The sequence below is a fragment of the Streptomyces sp. NPDC051907 genome (assembly GCF_040681075.1).
Lineage (GTDB): Bacteria > Actinomycetota > Actinomycetes > Streptomycetales > Streptomycetaceae > Streptomyces.
In genome coordinates, this window is the sequence record NZ_JBFAYB010000105.1 from 1 (window position 1) to 21,126 (window position 21,126).

Genomic DNA, 21,126 nt, shown 5'->3' on the forward strand with positions numbered 1-21,126 from the left:
GGTGTGGCCGTGGCCGTCCGGCACGCCCGTGGAGAACGGCAGGTCGGCGGTGACCTGCCAGAAGGTCACGAAGGGCAGCCAGACCATCGCTTCGAGCACGTCGTCGCCCGGCGCCTCGCCGATCCAGTCCGGTTCGGACAGGAGGAGCTCGGGGCTCCACCACACGATCGGATCGGAGGGGTGCATCATGTAGAGCACCCTCGTCCCGTCCCACGGCTGGTCCGTCGGAGGCAGCCCGGCGGCGGGGTCGTCGGTGAACCGGACGGTCCGCCCCTCCTTGTAGACGGGCGCGATCTCAGGGCTCTGCGCGTCGCGCTGATCGCTGAACTCGCGGAACAGGGTGTTGAAGTTCGGCGGTCCGGCGAACAGCGTGCCGGCGGTGCGGTTGCGCAGGTCGTACTCCCCGCTGAAGGCCGTCTCGCCGCCGAACGACCCCAGGCTCTCGCCCGCCACGAACAGCCGCGGCCGCTGGTCCTGGGGCAGCTTGGACCAGACGTCGTAGACCGCGTCGAAGAGCTCGCGGCCGGCTTGGCGCGCCTTGGACTGGTCGACGAGGTAGGACAGCCAGGACGGCAGATACGAGTACTGCATCGCCACGGTGGCCGAGTCGCCGTCGCCGAGGTACTCGAACGAGTCCACGGCGGCGGGATCGACCCAGCCGCTGCCCGTCGTGGTCGTCACGAGCAGGTTCGCGCGCTCGAAGCCGCCCGCCCGCCGGAGGTCCGCGACGGCGCGCTCCGCCCGGGTCTCGGTGTCCTCCGAGGTCGCCAGCCCGGCGTAGGCCCGGACGGGCTCCTGCGCCGGGCGGTGGGTGAACGCGCCGATGTCCTGGGCCGTCGGTCCGCTGCCGGTGAACACCCGGCCCTGCCGGCCCAGCGAGTCCCACGGCACCAGGGAGCCGGGCCCGCCCGAGCGCATGGCCGACGTCGGCTGGTGCACGCCTTCCGGCGTCTGCGTGTCCCGTACGGAGAACGCCTCGTTGGCCGCGTTCACGAAGCCGCCCAGCAGCACTCCGCTGACCACGGACCACACCAGACCCGCCACCACGACCCAGCCGACCACCCGAGCCGCGCGCGGGCCGATCCAGCGCCCGAGCAGACGGGCGGCCCCGCGGTACAGGCTCCGGATCCCCCGCCCGGCCAGCAGCAGGAGGTAGAAGACGAGAGCGGCGACCAACGGGCTGGCGACGGCGGCCAGGACGTCGTAGTCGGCGACCCCCATGAGCTCGCGGATCTCGTGCTGCCAGTACTGTCCGAACCCGAACGACAGGCCGAACAGCACGATTGCGCTCACGAGCAGGACACGCCACGACCTGCGCGAGGCACTCCGCGCGCCCCGGTCGGCGAAAGCGCGCCACACGGAGGCCCCCACCACGCCGAGCCCGTAACCGATGGCCGCGCTGATGCCGCAGACCAGTCCCTGGAGGATGCCTGAACGGGGGAGCAGCGACGGTGTGAAGGACAGGCACGCCAGGACGAGCGCGCCCCAGCAGCCGGGCAGCGTGACGTGGAACAGCCGGCGGCGCCTCCCGGAGCCGGGGGACGGCTCGGCTCGGGACGGGGGAGCCGGCCCGCCGTGCTCGGCCCCCGTCTCCCGCGATGCGTCGCCCCCGCTTCTGCCCCCGCTCTCGTCATCGGCCGTGGCGCCACGCCCGTCCGCCCGGCCGTCCTCGTTGCGCGACGGCGGCCCCTCCGGCGACCTGCGGGGTGGCGGCCCCTCCGATGGAGGAACTGGCGGGTCCTGGCTCATGGCTCTCCTCCGGGACCCATGGTCCCAAGGCCCGGCCGCCAATGCCATCCGAGCCGCCCCCTGATCCCCCTGTCCCTCCGAGCCGCCCGAGTCGCTCGTGAGCTGACCGCGCTGCGTCCCCTGCGGCCGACGGGCGTCTGGGGTGGACATGCCGCGCGAGGTGACCGCTCGTAGCCTGAAGTCGTCGCCTGCGGACGTCCGTGTCCACGGGAAGTCGGCTCGCCCGGCACACGGTGCCCAAGACTCCTGTCCGGCAGCCGGTGGAGCGGTGGGAGGTTGCCCCATGAGCAGGCGTTGGACCGCGCGTCTGGCCCTTGCCGCGGGCACAGCGGCGCTCCTGGTGCTGGTGGTCTTCGCCGGGTTCGGAAGCCTTCTGCTCATGGGCGTGGGATGGGCAGGACTGGTGCTCACGGCGGCCGGCGGATGGTGGATTCTCACCCACACCGGCTGGATCAGGGTGCTGGCGGTGCTGCTGGTGGTCGCCGCGCCGATCGCCGTCCTGGTTCTGTACGCGGCGGCCGGGCTGCTGTGGGTCGTGCTGGTCTCGGTCGGCCTATGGGCGCTTGCCGTCTCCGCGGGCAGGGCCGCACTCGTCGAAGACAGCCCGCCGGGCATGCCGGAGCAGTCCGTCAGCCCAGCCGAGCGACCGTTCCTGATCATGAATCCGCGCGCGGGCGGAGGAAAGGTCGAGAAGTTCCGCCTGGCGGAGCGAGCCAGGGCCCTGGGCGCCGAGGTCGTCGTCCTCGACCCGGAGCATCGGCAGGATGTGGCCGAGCTGGCGCGGCGGGCCGTCCAGCGTGGAGCCGACCTGCTGGGCGTCGCGGGCGGCGACGGCACGCAGGCGTCGGTCGCCAGTGTGGCCGCAGAGCACGACATTCCCTTCATGGTGATCAGCGCCGGCACCCGCAACCACTTCGCCATGGATCTGGGCCTGGACCGGCAGGACCCCTCCACCTGCCTGGAGGCGCTGACCGACGGCGTCGAACTGCGCGTCGATCTCGGCTACCTCCAAGCAGGGCCTGCGGACGGGGGCGAGGGGCAGGTCTTCATCAACAACGCCTCGTTCGGGGTGTACGCGGAAGTCGTGCAGAGTCCCGCCTACCGCGACGACAAGGCCCGCACGATCCTGGAGATGCTGCCGGATCTGCTCACGCACCACAGCGGCGCGCGGCTGAGCGTCCGCGCCGGTTCGACGGCCATGGACGGCCCCCAGGCGGTACTGGTGAGCAACAACCCCTACGAGCGGGGCGACTCGGCGGGGCTGGGACGCCGCATGCGACTGGACGCCGGCGAGCTGGGCGTCCTCAGCGTCCGGGTGGGCAACGCCGCCGAAGCCACGGAGCTCCTGCTGCGCGGCGGGCAGGGCCGCGGGCTGACCGTGGCCACCGCCCGAGAGGTCGTCGTCGAAGCCGACGCTCCCGTCATCCCGGTCGGCGTCGACGGGGAGGCCCTGATGCTGCCCACCCCGGTGCGCTGTCGCCTCGCGCCCGGCGCGCTGCGCGTGCGCGTGCCCCGGCGCCGGCCCGGCGTGCCGCATATCGCGCCGCCGATGGACTGGCGCCGGGTGCGGCGACTGGCGCTGACGATGGGGCGGGTCGCGGCAGGACGCGGCGCCGCCTGAGCGAACGGCCGGCTCGGTCCGGCGGACGAGCGGCGCGGCGGCAGTACGGGTGCGGCGACGCCCAGGCCGGTCGTCCGCGGGGACCGCCGGATCGACGGCCGCACCCCGCAGGGAGTCAGCGGTGAGGCGAGGTCAAGGGCTGATATCGACGGCGGAGCTGGCCGGATCTCGCCTCTGCCCGGGAGTCGAGGACGGCGCTCCCGGCGGCGACGGGCGGCCGCCCGGCTCCCGAGGCCGGCGGTGTCCTCACAGGCGCTGGCGTCCTCCCCTGCGGCAGCGTGCGCGCCGTCTCCCGGGCGCCCGACATCTGCCTGACGGACAGTCAGGTCGACCCGTGGGCGCGGAGGAGAGGCCCGGGCGGACGACTGCGGGACGCGCCCGGCGTGCTCGCGATCGAGTGGCCCGAATGCCGTCGGTCGTCCAGATAAACCCCGTGCGAAGCAAGATCACTGCATCGGGTGTGACCAACGGCCTCATGGGGCGAGCCGGGCGTAACGGCCGTTAATGTTCCCCGAGATCTGGACGGATCCCAGGAGATCGACCCCTCCTGCCTCCTCCTTCACCGGTCGGCGCGCAGGCGCCGACTCACCACCACCCACGCGAAGGTGAGCTCGCCCGATGACCGTTGAGACCAGCCCGGAAGCGCGGTTGGAGCCGCCCCGGCAGTCCAGCCTGAGCACCGCGGCTGCCCGCAACCTCGCCACCACGACCAAGTCCGCCCCGCAGATGGAGGAGATCACCTCCCGCTGGCTGCTGCGGATGCTCCCCTGGGTGGAGACCAAGGGCGGCGTCTACCGGGTGAACCGGCGGCTGAGCTACACCGTCGGCGACGGGCGCATCGACTTCGTCCAGGACGGCGCCCACGTCCGTGTGATCCCCCGAGAGCTCGGCGAACTGGCCCTGCTGCGCGGCTTCGACGACGTGGAGGTGCTGACCGCGATCGCCCGCCGGTGCGTCCAGCGCGACTTCCGGGCCGGCGAGGTACTGGTCGAGCGCGGAGCCCCCGCCGAGCAGATCCATCTGATCGCCCGCGGCCGGATCAACCAGACCTCCGTAGGCAAGTACGGCGACGAGGTCGCCGTCGCCGTACTCGCCGACGGCGGCCGGTTCGGCGAGAGAGCCCTGCTGGACGGCGAGGCCAGCTGGGACTACACCGCCACCGCGGAGACCGCCGGCACCCTGCTCACCCTGTCCCGCGCCGACTTCGACGCCGTGATGTCCACGGCGCCCAGTCTCCAGGCCCACATCCGGGACTTCAGCTCGCTGCCTTTGCGAGGCCAGAACCGGTACGGCGAGGCCGAGATCGCCATGTCGGCCGGCCATGTCGGCGAAGTCGCGCTGCCGGGCGCGTTCGTCGACTACGAGCTGGAACCGCGCGAGTACGAACTCTCCGTCGCCCAGGCCGTTCTGCGGGTCCACACGAGGGTCGCCGACCTCTTCAACGGGCCGATGAACCAGACCGAGGAGCAGCTCAGGCTCACCGTCGAGGCGCTGCGCGAGCGCCAGGAGCACGAGCTGATCAACAACCGGGAGTTCGGCCTGCTCCACAACGCCGACTTCAAGCAGAGGATCCAGACCCACTCGGGCCCGCCCACCCCGGACGACCTCGACGCGCTGCTCTGCCGCCGCCGCGGCACCAAGCTCTTCCTCGCCCACCCGAGGACGATCGCGGCGATCGGGCGCGAGCTCAACTCCCGCGGGCTCTACCCGGATCCAGTCGACGTCGGCGGGCAGCAGATGCCGGCCTGGCGCGGGGTCCCGATCCTGCCCTGCGACAAGATCCCCATCAGCAAGGAGCAGACGAGCTCGATTCTCGCCATGCGCACCGGCGAGGACGACCAAGGCGTCGTGGGTCTGCGTCAGACCGGGCTGCCGGAGGAGTACGAGCCGGGCCTGTCGGTGCGCTTCATGGGCGTCAGCGAGCAGGCGATCATCTCGTACCTGGTCACTGCCTATTACTCCGCGGCCATCCTGGTGCCCAACGCGCTCGGCGTGCTGGAGGACGTGCAGATCGCCCGCAGGCGCGACTAGAGGACCCGTCCGACGGCCATGACAGCCCGGATGCTCCCGGGCCGGGCGCGCATGCCCGGATCCGGGAAAGACCACCCACCTCACCAAGGAGCTACGGATGCCCGATCCTGGGCTTTCCCCTCTGCAGTCGAGTCTTCCTGCCGCAGCGGCCCGCTTCGGGGCCCATGTCCTCGCCCAGGCGCTCGCCCCCACCCGGGCGGAGGGCGTCGAGGCCCCCGCCGAGGCCGGGCCCGCCCTGCCGCCCCTGCCCGGCCCGCCCTCCGCCCCCTTCGCCGTCCCCGCCGCGGAGGCCGTGCCCGCGCCCCCTGACGTGGTGGACGTGCCCCTGCCCGCAGACGCGCCCGCGCCTGCGGACGTGCCTGCGCCCGCAGACGTCTTCGTGCCCGAGTCCGGCGCGCTGGAACGGATTCTGCGCGGACCCACCGGTCTCGGCACGTCGGGTCTGTACCTGGCTCGGCGCGGAGAGCCGCCGACCCCTGAGTCTCCTGCGGCGCCGGCGGAGGGCACACCGATCCCTGGCCTCTACCACCACCCGGTGCCCGAACCCGACTCCGCGCGCGTGGCGGAGGTCAGCCGCCGGATCAAGCGATGGGCGGTGGACGAGGTCCAGGCGTACCCCCCGGAGTGGGAGGACCAGTTCGACGGCTTCTCCGTCGGCCGCTACATGGTCGCCTGCCACCCGGACGCCCCGACCGTCGACCATCTGATGCTCGCCACCCGGCTGATGGTCGCCGAGAACGTGGTCGACGACGTCTACTGCGAGGACCACGGCGGCTCGCCCGTCGGCCTCGGCGGCAGGCTTCTGCTGGCGCACACGGCCCTCGACCCGGTGCACACGACGCAGGAGTACGCGCCGGCGTGGGCGGAGTCGCTCCTCTCCGACGCCCCGCGGCGCTCCTACCGCTCTGCCATGGAGTACTTCGTCCAGGCGGCCACCCCGTCCCAGGCCGACCGGTTCCGGCACGACATGGCCCGGCTGCACATGGGGTACCTCGCCGAGGCAGCCTGGGCCGAGACCGCGTACGTCCCGACAGTGGCCGAGTACCTGGCGATGCGCCAGTTCAACAACTTCCGCCCCTGCCCCACCATCACCGACACCGTCGGCGGCTACGAACTCCCGGCGGACCTGCACGCCCTGCCCGGCATGCAGCGGGTGATCGCGCTGGCGGGCAACGCCACCACCATCTCCAACGACCTGTACTCGTACACCAAGGAACTCGAGAGCCCCGGCCTGCACCTGAACCTGCCGGTGGTCATCGCCCAGCAGGAGGGCCTCTCCGACAAGGAGGGCTATCTGAAGGCGGTCGAGGTCCACAACGAGCTCATGCACGAGTTCGAGGCCGCCGCCGCCGAGCTGGCCGCCGCGAGCCCCGACCCGCGTCTCGTGCGCTTCCTGCGCGGAGTCGCCGTATGGGTCGACGGCAACCACTACTGGCACCAGACCAACACCTACCGATACAGCCTGCCCGATTTCTGGTAAGAACGGATTCATCTGTGACCAGCACCGAGTTCACCACTGTCAACGGCGCGTCCGCTTTCATCCCCGCCCCGGCGACGCCCTACCAGGGCGACATCGCGCGCTACTGGAACAACGAGGCGCGGCCCGTGAACCTGCGCCTCGGCGACGTCGACGGGCTCTACCACCACCACTACGGCATCGGCGACGTCGACCACTCTGCCCTCGGGGACGCCGAGGACAGCGAGTACGAGAAGAAGCTGATCGCCGAGCTCCACCGCCTGGAGTCGGCGCAGGCCGAGGTGCTCCTGGACCACCTCGACGCCGTCGGGCGCGACGACACACTCGTGGACGCCGGCTGCGGCCGGGGCGGCTCGATGGTCATGGCCCACCAGCGGTTCGGATGCAGGGTCGAGGGCGTCACCCTCTCGGCCAAGCAGGCCGAGTTCGCCAACCAGCGCGCCCATGAACTCGGCATCGAGGACCATGTCCACGCCCGTGTGTGCAACATGCTCGACACCCCCTTCGAGACCGGGCAGGCCGCGGCCTCCTGGAACAACGAGTCCAGCATGTACGTCGACCTGCACGACCTCTTCGCCGAGCACTCCCGCGTCCTGGCGGTCGGCGGCCGCTATGTGACCATCACCGGCTGCTGGAACCCCCGCTACGGCCAGCCCTCGAAGTGGGTCTCCCAGATCAACGCGCACTTCGAGTGCAACATCCACTCCCGCCGGGAGTACCTGCGCGCCATGGCCGACAACCGTCTCGTACCGCAGACCATCGTCGACCTGACGCCCGCGACCCTCCCGTACTGGGAGCTGCGGGCCACCTCCTCGCTGGTCACCGGGATCGAGGAGGCGTTCATCAACTCCTACAAGGACGGCTCCTTCCAGTACGTCCTGATCGCCGCCGACCGCGTCTGACCGACCGCCGGCCGCGGGCCGAAGCCGGGCCCGTCACCCGACGGACCCGGCCCCTCCGCGGGCACCAGCGGCGTCGCGGTGTCGTGGGGGGAGGGGCGAGGCGGTCTGTCGCCCGCCGCCGGCGTCGCCCTACAGTGCGTGATGCCGCGTCCGCCGTGACGACGAACAGCCGCCGAATGGGAGCAGCCCCGTGGCCACCCACGCCCGCCCCGGCTCACTTCCGGGCCCGTCCCCTGCAACCCGGCCGGTCCCCGAGCTCGATCCCGCCCTCGTCGGGCAGTGGCAGGCCCAGGGAGGGGACCTCGTCGACCTCTTCGCCCAGGCGCGCGAACGGCTCGGCGGCGTCGCCGCGTTCCGGCTCGGTCCGCGTCCGACCGTCCTGGTCACCGCCCCCGAAGCCGTGCAGCATGTGCTCGCGCTCCATCCCGATCGGTATGTGAAGCGCTCGCACCGCGCCCGACTGCTGATCGGCGACGGCGTCCTGGCCGCGACGGGCGAGGCGTGGCAGCGCCAACGGCGGCTGCTGCAGTCCCAGTTCACCGGCCGGGGCATGCGCCGCTACGAGCAGCGGATCGCCGGGGCCGCCCGGACCGCCGCGGCGCGGTGGGCCGGGTACGCCCGCACCGGGCAGGTCCTCGACGTCGGCGACGAGATGCGCCGCTTCGCCCTGGACACCATCTGGCGCTCCTTGACCGGGCACCCCCTCGACCCGGGCGCCGAGCGTGAACTGGCCGCCGTGCAGGCCGTGGTGGCCGCGCTGCCCAGCCTGCCCGCCGACGTCGCCGCGGCCGAAGGGGCGGTCGCCGACGAGCTGGCCAGGATCGACGCCGTGGCCGGCCACGCCATCGCCGCCGCCCGCGACGGCGAGGCCGGACCCGACGGCCCGGGCCTGCTGCACGTCCTGATCGAGGCGGCCGGAACGCGCCCCGAGTACACCGACCGGCTGATCCGCGACGAGCTGGTCACGCTGCTGGTCGCCGGTCACGAGACCACCGCCACCACCCTGACCTGGCTGTACCTCCTGTTGGACCAGAACCCACAGGCGCGGGAGCAGGCCCTCGCCGCAGGCGCCGAGGGCTCGCCCGAGCGGCGGCAGGCCGTCCAGGCGCTGGTCCACGAGACGCTGCGCTTGTACCCGTCCGCCTGGATCCTGCCGCGCTGCGCGACGGAGGACGACGCACTCGCCGGATACGCGGTCGAGGCCGGCGCGGACGTACTGGTCTGCCCCTACCTCACGCACCGGGACCCCGCGCTCTGGGAGGACCCCGAGCGCTTCGATCCGGGCCGCTTCACCACCCCCGGCCGGCGCCCCGCCCACCCGGGAGGCTACCTCCCGTTCGGCATCGGCCCCCGGGCCTGCCTGGGCCTGCGGTTCGCCCTCCGGGAGTCGACCGTCCTCCTGGAGCACCTGCTGCCCGCGCACACCCCGCGCTTCCACTCCACCCCGGCCAAGGCCGCCTACAGCATCACCGTCCGCCCCGACGGCCCGACGCCCGCAACGCTGGGCGGCTAGCGCGTCGAGTCCCCGCGCGAGCGAGGCCGGACCACAGGGCGTCTCGGCGAGGTCGGTGCTCCGTGACGAGCGTGGTCCGGATATCGGCGGTGCCGGGTCCCGGGGGCGCGGCTAGGGTGAGGTGAGGAGGCGGTGGGAGAGCCGGGAGCCGTGATGCGCGGACACCGTCCTGAGCCGTCCGATGGCCAGGAACTTCTGGTCGCACTCGGGCAGCTCGTCGATCAGGCCCGGGAACGGGTCGAGTACCAGCGGGCCAGGGTGGAGCTGGCCATGGCGTTGCAGCGCCATATGCTCCCGCCCCGGCTGCCGAGGCTGCCCGGGCTGCAGCTGGCCGCCCGGTACGCGCCGTCACGAGGCGGTCTGGACGTGGGCGGCGACTGGTACGACGCGTTCGTCATGCACGACGGGTCACTGGGGCTCACGGTCGGCGATGTCCAGGGCCATGATGTGGAGGCCACCGCCTTCATGGGGCAGGTGCGTACCAGCCTGCGCGCCCTCGCACAGACGACGAGCGACACCCGCGAGGTGCTGGGCCGCGCCAACGATCTGCTGATCGCCATGGGGTGCGGCCTCTTCGCGACGTGCTGCTTCCTTCGTTTCGACCCGGTCAGCCGCGATCTGGCGGACTCCAGGGCCGGCCATGTCCCGATGGTCTGGGCCACGGCCGGAGGCCGATCGGGCGTAGCACTCGACCGGGGCGGGCCGCCGCTCGGCATCGTGTCGGGTCAGCGCTATCCGGTGACCCACCGGCGTCTGACGGAGGCAGGTGTCCTCGTGCTGCTCACCGACGGAGTGGTGGAGGGCCCGCACTATCCGATGGAGTCCGGTCTGGCCGAGGTGGTCGAACTGGCGCGCGCGGGGTTCGAGGCCGATCCCGAGGTGCTGGCCTCCGCCGTCGTCAAAGTGGCCGACCTGACGGGTCACCGCGACGATGCCGCAGTCCTCGTGCTGCGCTACGACGGCTCGCAGGAGCCGGCCTGACCGACGGGTGTCGCGTCGCTGGGGTCGCCGGTGGCGGGATCCGAGTGCAGACTGCTGTCGTGCGCAGCGCGGAGATGGGTCGTCACGGGACCATCGCTCTGCGCATCCTCGCCGTCGTCGCCGTCGCCGCCCTCTACTACGGGGCCGCACGGGTCGGCCTTCTTCTGCAGCTGGTGCGTGACCAGGTCACCCCCCTGTGGCCGCCGACCGGCGTCGCGCTGGCCGGGCTGCTCCTGCTGGGGCTGCGCGTATGGCCGGGCATCGCACTGGGCGCGTTCCTCGTCAACGTGTTCCTCGGGCCGTCGTTGATCCCCGTACTGGCCATCACCGTCGGCAACACACTGGCGCCGGTCTGCGCCTGTCTGATGTTGCGCAGAGCCGGGTTCAGAAACGAGCTGGACCGCCTGCGGGACGTACTGGCGCTGGTCTTCCTCGGCGCGCTCATCGGGATGTTGATCAGTTCAACCATCGGCAGCGGTGCACTGGTCCTCTCCGGAGCCCTGGACGCGAGCGACTTCTGGCCGACGTGGTCGGTGTGGTGGACCGGAGACGCGATGGGAATCCTCGTCGTCACACCCTTCCTGCTCGTTCTGCGCAAAGCCCGGTGGCCGTCGCGGGCCGGGCCCGGCCGCTGGCTGGAAGCGGTGGCGCTGGCGCTCGGCACGGTTGTCGCCACGCTCCTGCCGACGCATACGCCCGACTCGAGCCTGCTCTTCCTCGTCTCGCCGTTCTTGATCTGGGCGGCCTTCCGCTTCCGGCTGCCCGGCGCAGCGCCTTGCGCGCTCGTGGTGTCGACGCTCGCGATTCTGGCTGCCGCGGGCGACAGCGGCCCCTTCGTCGGCGAGGACGTCTTCGCCAACATGGTCACGCTCCAGGCCTTCAACGGGACGACGGCGCTGACGGCCCTCCTGCTCGCGGCCGTCATCACCGAGCGCGACAGAACGTATGAGGAGATCAAACAGGTCTGCGTGCGGCTCGCGGACACGGTGGCCCGGATGGAGCCGCGGCCCGAGCCGTACGAGTACCCGCCCGAGGATCGTCCCCCGCCCTGACACGCCGGTGGGGCGCCTCCGGCGGTCGACGGCCCGCTGCTCCGACGCCGTGATCACACCGACCGCAGAGGGACGAGGCCAGAGTCTCTCGGCGCTGCCCGGCTCGTTCCGACTCGCCCGGACGGTCCCGGGCGCGACAGCATGGAGAGAGGACGGTCGGCGGGATGCCCTTCGGGAGGAGGCGATACAGACAGTGACCAGTCATGGCTTTGCGTTCTGCGGCGCAGAGCTTGCCGCTGTCTATGTGGTCGCCGACCAGGGCAGGGAACTCCATCTGGCCGAGCTGACCGGCAACCGCGGCGTCCTCTACGGGCTGCCCGCGGTCCTCGCCGTGGCCGGCCACTCGCCCGCCGCCAATGCCTTCCGCTCCGGCCGCCCGCTGTGGCTGGCTTCCAAGGAACTCGCCACGTTCATCGAGGACGATCCCCATCATGTCTCCACCCGGGTCCGGGACGGCGGCCCCAACTCGCCGGCCAGGATCTCGCTGGGCGCGCTGCCACTGGGACATGGCGACCAAGAGCTCGGGTGCCTGATCGTGGCGGGGGAGGTCGAGGGCGGCTTCAGCGCCGACGACCGCAGCCTTCTGGAGCTCTACGCCGATCAGGTCGCCGCCGGACTCGAATCGGTCGCCGGACGTGCGGCACCGCAGGTGCATCTGGGACAGTCCCTGGTGCCGGACCAAGGCGGCGCGTTCATCCTGGAACTGAGCACCGGCCGCATGGAGGCCCACGCACATGTGCTGGAACTGCTCGGTCTGTCTCCCGAGCGGTTCGACGGGCAGGTCGAGACCCTGCTCGCCTGTGCCGTCCCCGACGACATGCCCGCGCTGATGGCGATCGTGGAGCCGGACCGGCTGGCAGCCGACGGGCAGCAGCTGGCGTTCCGTATCCGCCGCCCGAACGGTGAGCTGCGCTGGCTGGGGCTGCGTTGCCGCGTGGAGGTGGACTCCGAGGGCACGCCGCGGCGCGTCCTGGGCGTGGTGGCCGACGCCGCCTATCTGAGGCCCAGCGCCGACGAGGTCTCCCTCGTGCAGCGGCTGTCGGCCGCGCTGGCGGGGGCGACGACCATCCGGGACGTGAGCCGGCTGGTGGTCGCCGCCCTGCGCGAGCCGCTCGGCGCCTCCCGGGTCGCGGTCGGCGAACTGGAGCCGGAGCGGCTCGTCGTCACCGCCCTCGACCCGCCGGAGCCTGACGCATGGCCCGAGGGCTGGCGCTCGGAATGGCGGTCCGTGTGGCCCGACGTGTCGCTCGGCGACCTGCCCACTGTGCAGAGCGCGCTGCGTGAGGGGCATATGAGTCTGTGGCCGCCTGGCGCGGCTCTCGAGCCTGGTCTGCTGGGCGTCGGGCCCGGGGGGCTCGCGGTGCTGCCGTTGCCCGCCGAGGGCAGGATGGTGGGGGTCTGTCTGGTGGGGTGGGACGCGGAGCACCGGTTCGGACCGGAGGAGCGGTCGCTGCTGACCGCCACCGGGGGGCTGGTGGGGCAGGCGTTGGTGCGGGCCCACGCTCTGGACGCGGGCCACGAACTCGCCAGCATGCTCCAGCGCAGTCTGCTGCCCCGCAAGCTCCCGGAGTTGCCGGGCGGGGTCGCGGTCGCCCGCTATCTCCCCGCGACGGTGGGACTCGAGGTCGGCGGCGACTGGTATGACGTCATTCCGCTCGGCGACGGTCATGTGGCGTTCGTCATCGGGGACGTACAGGGGCACAGCGCGGCAGCGGCCACCATCATGGGCCAGATACGTACGGCGGTCAGGGCCTACGCGGTGGAGGGCCACCCGGCCGATGTGGTGGTCGCGCGGGCCAACCGGCTGCTCGTCGGCATGGAGACCGATCTGTTCGCCACCTGCGGGTACGTCGACCTGGACATGGAGGAGGGCATCGCCAAGGTCGTACGGGCGGGCCATCTGCCGCCGATTCTGCGCCATCCCGACGGCGTCACCGAGGAGATGGCGGTTGAGGGCGGGCCTCCACTGGGAGTGCTCGCGGAGGCCGAGTTCCCCATGACCGAGGCGGGGCTGGTCCCCGGAACCCTGCTCATTCTGCTGACGGACGGCTTGGTCGAGTCCGCCAGGCTGCCTCTGGACGAGGGCATGCGGCGGGTGCGCGATGTGGTCGCCGTGGCCAACCCGGTCGATGTGGGAGGGGTCGCCGACGATCTGGTCGTCGCCGTGGGCCGTCGAGACGACGATGTGGCGTTGCTGCTGCTGCGCTACGACGGCACACGGGACCGGCCGCTGCGGAGCCACTGGGCGGTGTGGCGGCTGCCCGACGCGGTCATGCACGCGCGCCGCTTCACCGCGCGCACCCTGCGGTCCTGGGGAGTCGTGGACGAGCTCGACGCAGCTCTGCTGGTCGTGTCCGAGCTGGTCACCAACGCCATCGCGCACACGCAGGGCGAGGTGAGGATGGATCTGATCCTCTCGGCGGACCGGCTTCGGATCGCCGTGAACGACGCGTCGCCGCGCAGCCCCGTCAAACCGGTGTCGGTGAGCTGGGAGGCGACCGGCGGCCGAGGGCTGCTCATCGTCGAGGCGACGACGATGGCCTGGGGCTCGGTGCCGCTCAGCGGAGGCAAGCAGGTATGGGCCGAGATCCCCTGGAACCGAGCGAGCGCCTGACGCACGGGGTGGCCCGCTGGTCCCCTCACGGCTTCGCCCCCGCCTGTCGGCCTCCCTCGGCGTTGGCCCGAAGCGCGGCGAAGGGGAGGAGCGGCCAGGGACGCTAGGCGTTGCTCCACCCGGCTGTGCTGGAATACAAGTCAAGCAGGTCCACCACGAAGACCAGGGTCGAGCCTGCCGGGATCGACGCCGAGGGCGACTGATTGCCGTAGCCGAGACGCGGGGGAACGATGATCTCGCGCCGGCCGCCGACCTTCATCCCCCTCACCCCCCGGTCCCAGCCCTTGATGACCCTGCCGCTGCCCAGGGCGAACTTGAACGGCTGACCCCGGTCCCAGGAGGCGTCGAACTCCTTCCCGGACTCGAAGGCCACCCCGACGTAGTGGACCCTGACCACCATGCCGGGCTTCACCTCGGCCCCGTCCCCGACGACCAGGTCCCGGATGGTCAGCTCGGTAGGAGCGTCGCCCTTCGGAACCTCGACCTCGGGCTTCGTCAGTTCGCCCATCGCAGCCTTCTCACCCTTCGTCGACGGCATCCACACGGACCAGCCGGCCACGTGGACACCCCACGCAGCAGACGGCCACGCTACCGAGAATGCCGGTCCTCGGAGCACACCGAATGAGCAGGAGCGGCGATGCCCGCGTCGAGCGGGTCGAGCGGGCGGTGCCTGACGGGCGAAGGCCCAGGTCAGGCACCGTTCTCGGCTCCTAGAAGAAGCCCAGCCTCTTCGGCGAGTACGACACGAGCAGGTTCTTCACCTGCTGATAGTGGTCCAGCATCATCCGGTGCGTCTCCCGCCCGATGCCCGACTGCTTGTAGCCGCCGAACGCCGCGTGGGCCGGGTAGGCGTGGTAGCAGTTCGTCCAGACCCGGCCCGCCTGGATCGCCCGTCCCGCCCGGTAGGCCGTGTTGACGTCGCGCGTCCACACGCCCGCGCCGAGGCCGTACAGGGAGTCGTTCGCCGTCTTGATCGCGTCGTCGAAGTCGCTGAACGACGCGACCGCCACGACCGGGCCGAAGATCTCCTCCTGGAAGATCCGCATACGGTTGTCGCCCTCGAAGATCGTGGGCTGGACGTAGTAGCCGCCCGCCAACTCGCCGCCGTGGTCGATGCGATGGCCGCCCGTCAGTATCTTCGCGCCCTCCTGCTGGCCGATGTCCAGATACGAGAGGATCTTCTGGAGCTGGTCGTTGGAGGCCTGCGCGCCGATCATCGTGGCGGTGTCCAGCGGGTGGCCCGGCACGATCTGCTCGGTCCTGGCGACGGCCGCCTCCAGGAACTCGCTGTAGTGGCCCCGCTGGATCAGGGCCCGCGAGGGACAGGTGCAGACCTCGCCCTGGTTCAGGGCGAACATCGTGAAGCCTTCCAGCGCCTTGTCGCGGAAGTCGTCGTCCGCGGCCCAGACGTCGTCGAAGAAGATGTTCGGCGACTTGCCGCCCAGCTCCAGCGTGACCGGCTTGATGTTCTCGGAGGCGTACTGCATGATCAGCCGCCCCGTCGTCGTCTCCCCGGTGAACGCGATCTTCGCGACCCGTGGGCTGGACGCCAGCGGCTTGCCCGCCTCCGCGCCGAAGCCGTTGACGATGTTGACGACGCCCGGCGGCAGCAGATCGGCGATCAGGCTCATCCAGTAGTGCACGGAGGCCGGGGTCTGCTCGGCCGGCTTCAGCACCACCGCGTTGCCTGCGGCCAGCGCGGGCGCCAGCTTCCAGGTGGCCATCAGGATCGGGAAGTTCCAGGGGATGATCTGGGCGACGACCCCCAGCGGCTCATGGAAGTGGTACGCCACCGTGTCGTCGTCGACCTCGCTGAGGGATCCCTCCTGAGCCCGCAGCGCGCCCGCGAAGTAGCGGAAGTGGTCGACGGCCAGGGGGATGTCGGCCGCCAGCGTCTCGCGGACGGGCTTGCCGTTCTCCCAGCTCTCCGCGACCGCGAGCTTCTCGAGGTTCGCCTCCATCCGGTCCGCGATCTTGAGCAGGACGGCCGAGCGTTCGGCGACGGACGTGCGGCCCCAGCCGGGCGCTGCGGCGTGGGCCGCGTCCAGGGCGCGCTCCACGTCCTCGGCGGTGCCGCGGGCGATCTCGGTGAAGGGGCGGCCGTCGACCGGGCTCGGATTCTCGAAGTACTGGCCCCGGGCCGGCGGGACGTACTCGCCGCCGATCCAGTGGTCGTAGCGCGACTCGTACGAGACGATCGCGCCGTCGCTGCCCGGCGCTGCGTATCGGGTCATCTCCATGGCCTCCCGGTGAGGGCGCCGCTCGTCGTCGGACGGCGCTCGCCGCGAGGCTAGGAGTCAGGACGTTGCAACCAGGTTGCGGGGAGAGTCGCGGGGAAAGGGGCCTTCGCCCGCGAGCTGGACGACCGTCGCCGACGTCATGACGCCTTGATCATGTCCGCGCACTTCTCGCCGATCATCATCGTCGTGATGCACGGATTGACCGCCGGCAGGAACGGCATGACCGAGGCGTCCGCCACCCGCAGCCCGCTCACGCCCTTGACCCGCAGCTGCGGGTCGAGCGGCGAGTCCGGGTCGTCGGCCGCGCCCATCCGCACGGTGCCCGCCGGGTGGTAGACGGTGTTGTGCGTGTCGCGGATGTACGCGAACAGGTCCTCGTCCGTCGTGGCGTCCGGCCCGGGGGCGAGCTCCGCGCCCGCCCAGCCGGCCATCGGGGCCTGCGCGGCGATCTCGCGCGCCAGCCGCAGTCCGTACGTCATCACCCGGATGTCGTGCTCGTGCGTGAAGTAGCGCGGATCCACCTTCGGCTTGTCCCGGAAGTCCCGGCTGCGCAGCCTGACCGTGCCCATCGAGCGGGCCCGGGTGACGTTCGGCGTCAGACAGAAGGCGTTGTCGGCGGTCGGGTAGCCGCGCCGGTAGGTGTTCATGTCGAAGGGCACCGAGCCGTAGTGGAACATCAGATCCGGCCGGTCCAGGCCGGGCTCGGTGGGCGAGAAGATCCCGATCTCCCACCACTGCGTGGACGACGTCACCATGGGCTGCTTCGCCTCCCACATGATGACGCCCTCCGGGTGGTCCTGGAGGTGCGCGCCGACGCCGGGGGAGTCCGTGCGGACCTCCACCCCGCACTCGCGCAGATGCCCGGCCGGCCCGATGCCCGACAGCATCAGCAGCTTCGGCGAGTCGATCGCCCCGCAGGACACGATCACCTCGCGCCGCGCGCCGACCGAGCCGCTGTGGACGGTGTCGGGCTCCAGGTACTCCACGCCGGTGCAGCGGCCGTCGTCGAAGAGCAGCCGCTTGGCCTGCAGTCCGGTGCGCACCTCGAGGTTCGGACGCTTGCCGAGCAGCGGGTGCAGATAGGAGACGGACGCGGAGGAGCGGGTTCCGTCCGGACGGCAGTTGATCTGGAACCAGTGCGCTCCGCGCACCACCGTGGAGCCCGTGTTGAACGGCGTGGTGGGGATCCCGGCCGCCGCGCACGCCTCCAGCAGGGCTGCTCCGCAGGGGTCCTTCGGCGGGACGGTGCGGATGACGACCGGGCCGCTGCGGCCGTGGTGGTCGCCGGGCGCGTCGTTCGTCTCCAGCCGCTTGTACAGCGGGAAGCAGTCGGCCGCGCTCCAGCCCGTACAGCCCATGGCGCCCCACTCGTCGAGGTCCTCCGCGGGCGCCCAGAAGGCGATGCAGGAGTTGTGCGAGGAGCACCCGCCGAGGACCTTGGCGCGGGCGTGCCGCATGAAGCTGTTGCCGTTCTCCTGGTGCTCCACCGGGTAGTCCCAGTCGTAGCCGGACTCCAGGAGCGCCATCCACCGGTCGAGCCGCAGGATGTTGTCGTCGCCGACGTCCGAGGGGCCGGCCTCCACCACGCAGACGCTGACGTCCGGGTCCTCGGACAGCCGCGCGGCGACGACGGCTCCGGCGGTGCCGCCGCCGACCACGACGTAGTCGAATACGGCCGGGCTCTCTGCGGACATCGCGTCTCCAAGGTCGCAGGAACAAGTACAGGAACAGGAACGGGAGGACAGGGGGCAGGGGGCAGGAGGAGGTGCGGAGAGGGGACGGCGGTCAGGGAAGCTCCGCCGCCTCCGCGCGGTGCTCGGCCAGCACGCCCGTCTTGTGCCGCTGTACGAACCAGTAGTAGGCGAAGCCGCCGAGCGCCACGACGCCGATGAACAGGAACGCGCCCCAGCGCAGATACCAGTGCTGCGGACCCGTCGCGTTGTAGACCTCGGCGCGCGGCCAGGCGAGGTTCAGCGACATGGCCGCGCCCCACAGCACCGCGAGGAGGTTGATCGGCAGGCCCCATCTGCCGAGCGAGAAACCGCCCTCGGCGGGCTGCCACTGGCCGCGCAGCCGGCGGATCAGCATCGGCGTGGTGACCATGAGGTAGGCGATGTAGATCATGATGATCGCGATGCTGGTGATGACCGAGAAGATCTGCGGCTGGTTGATGTTGATCACCAGGATGATGACGCCCACCAGCCCGATCACGACCGCGGGCACGACCGGCGTCTGGAAGCGGGGGCTCACCTTGGCCAGCGCCGAGCCCGCGGGCAGGTTGTTGTCCCGCGCCATGGCGAACATCAGCCGGATGCCCGCCGCCTGGACGGCCAGCACGCAGACCGTGATCGCGACGACCACGCACCACAGGAAGATCTCGCCGATTGTAGAGCCGAGCGTCGTCAGCACCACGTACTGCAGACCGCCCGTGGAGAGCTCCGGGGCCGCCAGATCCGGCACGGCCATCAGCGCGAAGAGCAGGATCAGCCCGCCGATGAGGAAGGACGCGACGAGGGCGCGCAGGATCGCCCGGGGGGCGTTGCGGCTCGGGTCGTGCGACTCCTCTCCGAGGGAGGACGCCGTGTCGAATCCGTACATCACGTACGCGGACGCGAGAGAGGCGGTGAGGAAGGCTCCGAAGTACCCGAGCGTATCGCCCGCGCCGAGTCCGTATGTGTCGGTCAGCACGGTGCTCGGGCCGCGGGTGATGTGCGCGGCGAGGAAGATGATCAGCGCGACGGCGGCGATCAGCTCGATGAACACGCCTGCGGAGTTGATCCGCGCCATCAGCTGTACGCCGAAGGCGTTGACGAGGGTGGAGAAGAGGATGAGGACGGAGCCGAGGAGCACGGCGTTGGCCGCCGCGTCGTTCTTGCCGCTGCCGTCGCCGACGAACTGGAACCAGGAGTCGATCTGAGGCAGCGTGATCTGGTACGCGAGCGCCACCGCGGAGAGCGTCACCATGGTCGCCGTCATCATCATCCAGCCGCCGAGCCAGCCGACGTGCGGGCCGCCCATCTTCTTGGCCCAGTTGTAGACGGAGCCGGCGACCGGATAGCGCGCGGCCAGCTCGCAGAAGCACAGGGCGACCATCAGCTGGCCGACGAAGACCATCGGCCAGGACCACCAGTAGGCGGGGCCGCCGAAGGCCACGCCGAAGTAGAAGAGCTGGAAGGTGCCGGTGAGGATGGAGATGTAGCTGATTCCGGCGGCGAAGGTGTGGAAGTTGCCCAGGGTGCGCTTGAGTTCCGGGCGGTAGCCGAAATCGCCGAGCGCGTCGTCGTCGAGCTGGGCCTGGGCGTTCACTCTCGCCTGGGCGTCGCCCGGGGCGCCGGCGCCTCGGTGGCCCGGCTGATCGTCTCCGGGCTGACCGTGTTCCGCGCCCGGGCCTGCGCCCTCGCCCGCGTCTCTGCTCATTCGAACCACCTCTGCGGACTCGGCGACAGGTTGCGCCATACGTGCTTGGCTTCTTCGTACTCGGCCAGTCCGGCCGGGCCCAGTTCACGGCCGAAGCCGGACTGCTTCATCCCGCCCCACTCCGCCTGGGGCACATACGGATGGAAGTCGTTGATCCACACCGTCCCGGCGCGCAGGCGGGAGGCGACCCGGCGGCCCTTGGCCACGTCCTGCGTCCAGACCGCCCCGGCCAGCCCGTACATGGTGTCGTTGGCGAGGGCCAGCGCCTCCTCCTCGTTGCGGAAGCGCTCCACCGTCAGCACCGGGCCGAACGACTCGTCGCGCACCACGGACATGCCCGGGGTGCAGTCGTCCAGCACGGTCGGCAGGTAGTAGTAGCCCTTCTGGAGCGCCGGATCGTCGGGCCGCGCGCCGCCGCAGCGCAGCACCGCGCCCTCGGCCAGGCCCGCGGCCACATACGCCTCGACCTTGTCGCGGTGCCCGGCGGAGATGAGCGGTCCGGCGCGAGCGTGATCGTCGAACGGGCCGCCGAGCGGAATCGCCCGCGCCCGCCGGACGATCTCGTCGACGAAGGCGTCGTGCAGCTCGACCTGGACCAGCAGCCGCGCCCCGGCCGAGCAGACCTGGCCGGAGTGGAGGAACACCGCCAGCAGCGCGTAGTCGACCGCGGCCTCGAAGTCGGCGTCGGAGAAGACGATGTTGGGGTTCTTGCCGCCGAGCTCCAGAGCGACCTTCTTCACCGTGGGCGCGGCCGCGGCCATGATCCGGCGGCCGGTGACCAGCCCTCCGGTGAACGACACCAGGTCGACCCGCGGGTCCTCGGTCAGCGGCGCTCCCACCGACTGCCCGGCGCCCAGCACGAGGTTGGCGACCCCGTCGGGCAGGCCGGCCTCGGCCAGCAGCCGCATCAGGATGATGGCCGTGTGCGGGGTCAGCTCGCTGGGCTTGAGCACGAACGTGTTGCCCGCGCCGAGCGCCGGGGCGACCTTCCAGGCGGTCTGCAGCAGCGGATAGTTCCATGGAGTGATCAGCGAGCACACGCCGACCGGCTCGTGCACCACCCGGCTGTCCGCGTCGGGGTTGCCGGTGTCCACGATGCGGTCCTTGCCGCCCGACGCCACGAGGTTGCCGAAGTAGCGGAAGCAGTTCGCGATGTCGTCCATGTCGTACTCGCTCTCCACGAGCCGCTTCCCGGTGTCCAGGGATTCGGCTCGGGCGAGTGCGTCCTTCTCGCGTTCCAGCAGGTCGGCCACGCGCAGCAGCAGCCGGCCGCGCTCGGCGGCCGAGGTGGCGGGCCAGGGGCCGCCGTCGAAGGCGTCCCGGGCGGCCGCGACCGCCCTGGCAGCGTCCTGGGGGCCCGCCTCGTCGACCGTCGCGACGAGCGTGCCGTCCGCGGGGCAGCGGATCTCACGGACCTGCCCGCCGACGGCGGCGGTCCACTTGCCGCCGATGAACAGCTCGGGCATGAGGACTCCTCCGGGTTCCGGCGGACGGCGTTCCTATGCGCGGTTCGCTCCTTTTAAGACATT

General features: G+C 71.5%; 15 protein-coding genes. 8 read left to right on the forward strand and 7 right to left on the reverse strand.

What is annotated here, in order from left to right:
- Positions 1–1,515 (reverse strand): alpha/beta-hydrolase family protein (locus AB0M39_RS34985; RefSeq protein WP_365371097.1); only part of this gene is annotated, 1,515 nt, incomplete at its 3' end.
- Positions 1,516–2,032: 517 nt separating this feature from the next.
- On the opposite strand from AB0M39_RS34985, the gene AB0M39_RS34990 reads away from it, so the two are divergent.
- From AB0M39_RS34990 to AB0M39_RS35010, 5 genes are all read left to right on the forward strand, one after another.
- Complete coding sequence (locus AB0M39_RS34990) at positions 2,033–3,370, forward strand: diacylglycerol kinase family protein (RefSeq protein WP_365371048.1); 1,338 nt, start codon at positions 2,033–2,035, stop codon at positions 3,368–3,370.
- A 618-nt stretch (positions 3,371–3,988) separates the two neighbouring features.
- The gene (locus AB0M39_RS34995) at positions 3,989–5,401 is read left to right on the forward strand and encodes a family 2B encapsulin nanocompartment shell protein (protein ID WP_365371050.1); all 1,413 of its coding nucleotides are present in this window, start codon (positions 3,989–3,991) and stop codon (positions 5,399–5,401) included.
- A gap of 97 nt (positions 5,402–5,498) precedes the next feature.
- Positions 5,499–6,881, forward strand: a complete 1,383-nt coding sequence (locus AB0M39_RS35000) for a family 2 encapsulin nanocompartment cargo protein terpene cyclase (protein WP_365371053.1) — start codon at positions 5,499–5,501, stop codon at positions 6,879–6,881.
- A gap of 14 nt (positions 6,882–6,895) precedes the next feature.
- Positions 6,896–7,780 carry a geranyl diphosphate 2-C-methyltransferase gene (locus AB0M39_RS35005; protein WP_365371056.1) on the forward strand — a complete coding sequence of 295 codons (885 nt, stop codon included), beginning with the start codon at positions 6,896–6,898 and terminating at the stop codon, positions 7,778–7,780.
- A 190-nt stretch (positions 7,781–7,970) separates the two neighbouring features.
- Complete coding sequence (locus tag AB0M39_RS35010) at positions 7,971–9,293, forward strand: cytochrome P450 (RefSeq protein ID WP_365371059.1); 1,323 nt, start codon at positions 7,971–7,973, stop codon at positions 9,291–9,293.
- A gap of 111 nt (positions 9,294–9,404) precedes the next feature.
- On the opposite strand, the gene AB0M39_RS35015 is transcribed toward AB0M39_RS35010, so the two are convergent.
- A complete protein-coding gene (locus AB0M39_RS35015; RefSeq protein WP_365371061.1) occupies positions 9,405–9,581 on the reverse strand; it encodes a hypothetical protein in 177 nt (58 codons plus the stop codon).
- Here AB0M39_RS35015 and AB0M39_RS35020 point away from each other — a divergent pair.
- The 3 genes from AB0M39_RS35020 to AB0M39_RS35030 all read left to right on the forward strand — a co-directional run bounded on the left by AB0M39_RS35020 (position 9,564) and on the right by AB0M39_RS35030 (position 13,940).
- Positions 9,564–10,274 carry a PP2C family protein-serine/threonine phosphatase gene (locus AB0M39_RS35020; protein WP_365371064.1) on the forward strand — a complete coding sequence of 237 codons (711 nt, stop codon included), beginning with the start codon at positions 9,564–9,566 and terminating at the stop codon, positions 10,272–10,274. The two genes, AB0M39_RS35015 and AB0M39_RS35020, sit on opposite strands and share 18 nt — an antisense overlap.
- 59 nt (positions 10,275–10,333) lie before the next feature.
- Complete coding sequence (locus AB0M39_RS35025; RefSeq protein ID WP_365371067.1) at positions 10,334–11,326, forward strand: MASE1 domain-containing protein; 993 nt, start codon at positions 10,334–10,336, stop codon at positions 11,324–11,326.
- A 184-nt stretch (positions 11,327–11,510) separates the two neighbouring features.
- Complete coding sequence (locus AB0M39_RS35030) at positions 11,511–13,940, forward strand: SpoIIE family protein phosphatase (RefSeq protein WP_365371100.1); 2,430 nt, start codon at positions 11,511–11,513, stop codon at positions 13,938–13,940.
- 103 nt (positions 13,941–14,043) lie between these two features.
- Here the strand turns inward: AB0M39_RS35030 and AB0M39_RS35035 are convergent, their stop codons facing one another.
- From AB0M39_RS35035 to AB0M39_RS35055, 5 genes are all read right to left on the reverse strand, one after another.
- Positions 14,044–14,448 (reverse strand): FKBP-type peptidyl-prolyl cis-trans isomerase, encoded by a 405-nt coding sequence (locus AB0M39_RS35035; protein WP_365371070.1) that lies wholly within the window; start codon positions 14,446–14,448, stop codon positions 14,044–14,046.
- A gap of 202 nt (positions 14,449–14,650) precedes the next feature.
- Positions 14,651–16,174 carry an aldehyde dehydrogenase family protein gene (locus AB0M39_RS35040; RefSeq protein ID WP_365371072.1) on the reverse strand — a complete coding sequence of 508 codons (1,524 nt, stop codon included), beginning with the start codon at positions 16,172–16,174 and terminating at the stop codon, positions 14,651–14,653.
- A 143-nt stretch (positions 16,175–16,317) separates the two neighbouring features.
- A complete protein-coding gene (locus tag AB0M39_RS35045) occupies positions 16,318–17,874 on the reverse strand; it encodes a GMC oxidoreductase (RefSeq protein ID WP_365371075.1) in 1,557 nt (518 codons plus the stop codon).
- A gap of 91 nt (positions 17,875–17,965) precedes the next feature.
- Entirely contained in the window at positions 17,966–19,597 is a 1,632-nt protein-coding gene (locus AB0M39_RS35050) for an APC family permease (protein ID WP_365371077.1), read from the reverse strand.
- On the reverse strand, positions 19,594–21,063 hold the full coding sequence (locus tag AB0M39_RS35055) for an aldehyde dehydrogenase family protein (protein ID WP_365371080.1): 1,470 nt from the start codon (positions 21,061–21,063) through the stop codon (positions 19,594–19,596). Before AB0M39_RS35055 ends, AB0M39_RS35050 begins: the two co-directional genes overlap by 4 nt.
- Between the last annotated feature and the right edge of the window lie 63 nt (positions 21,064–21,126).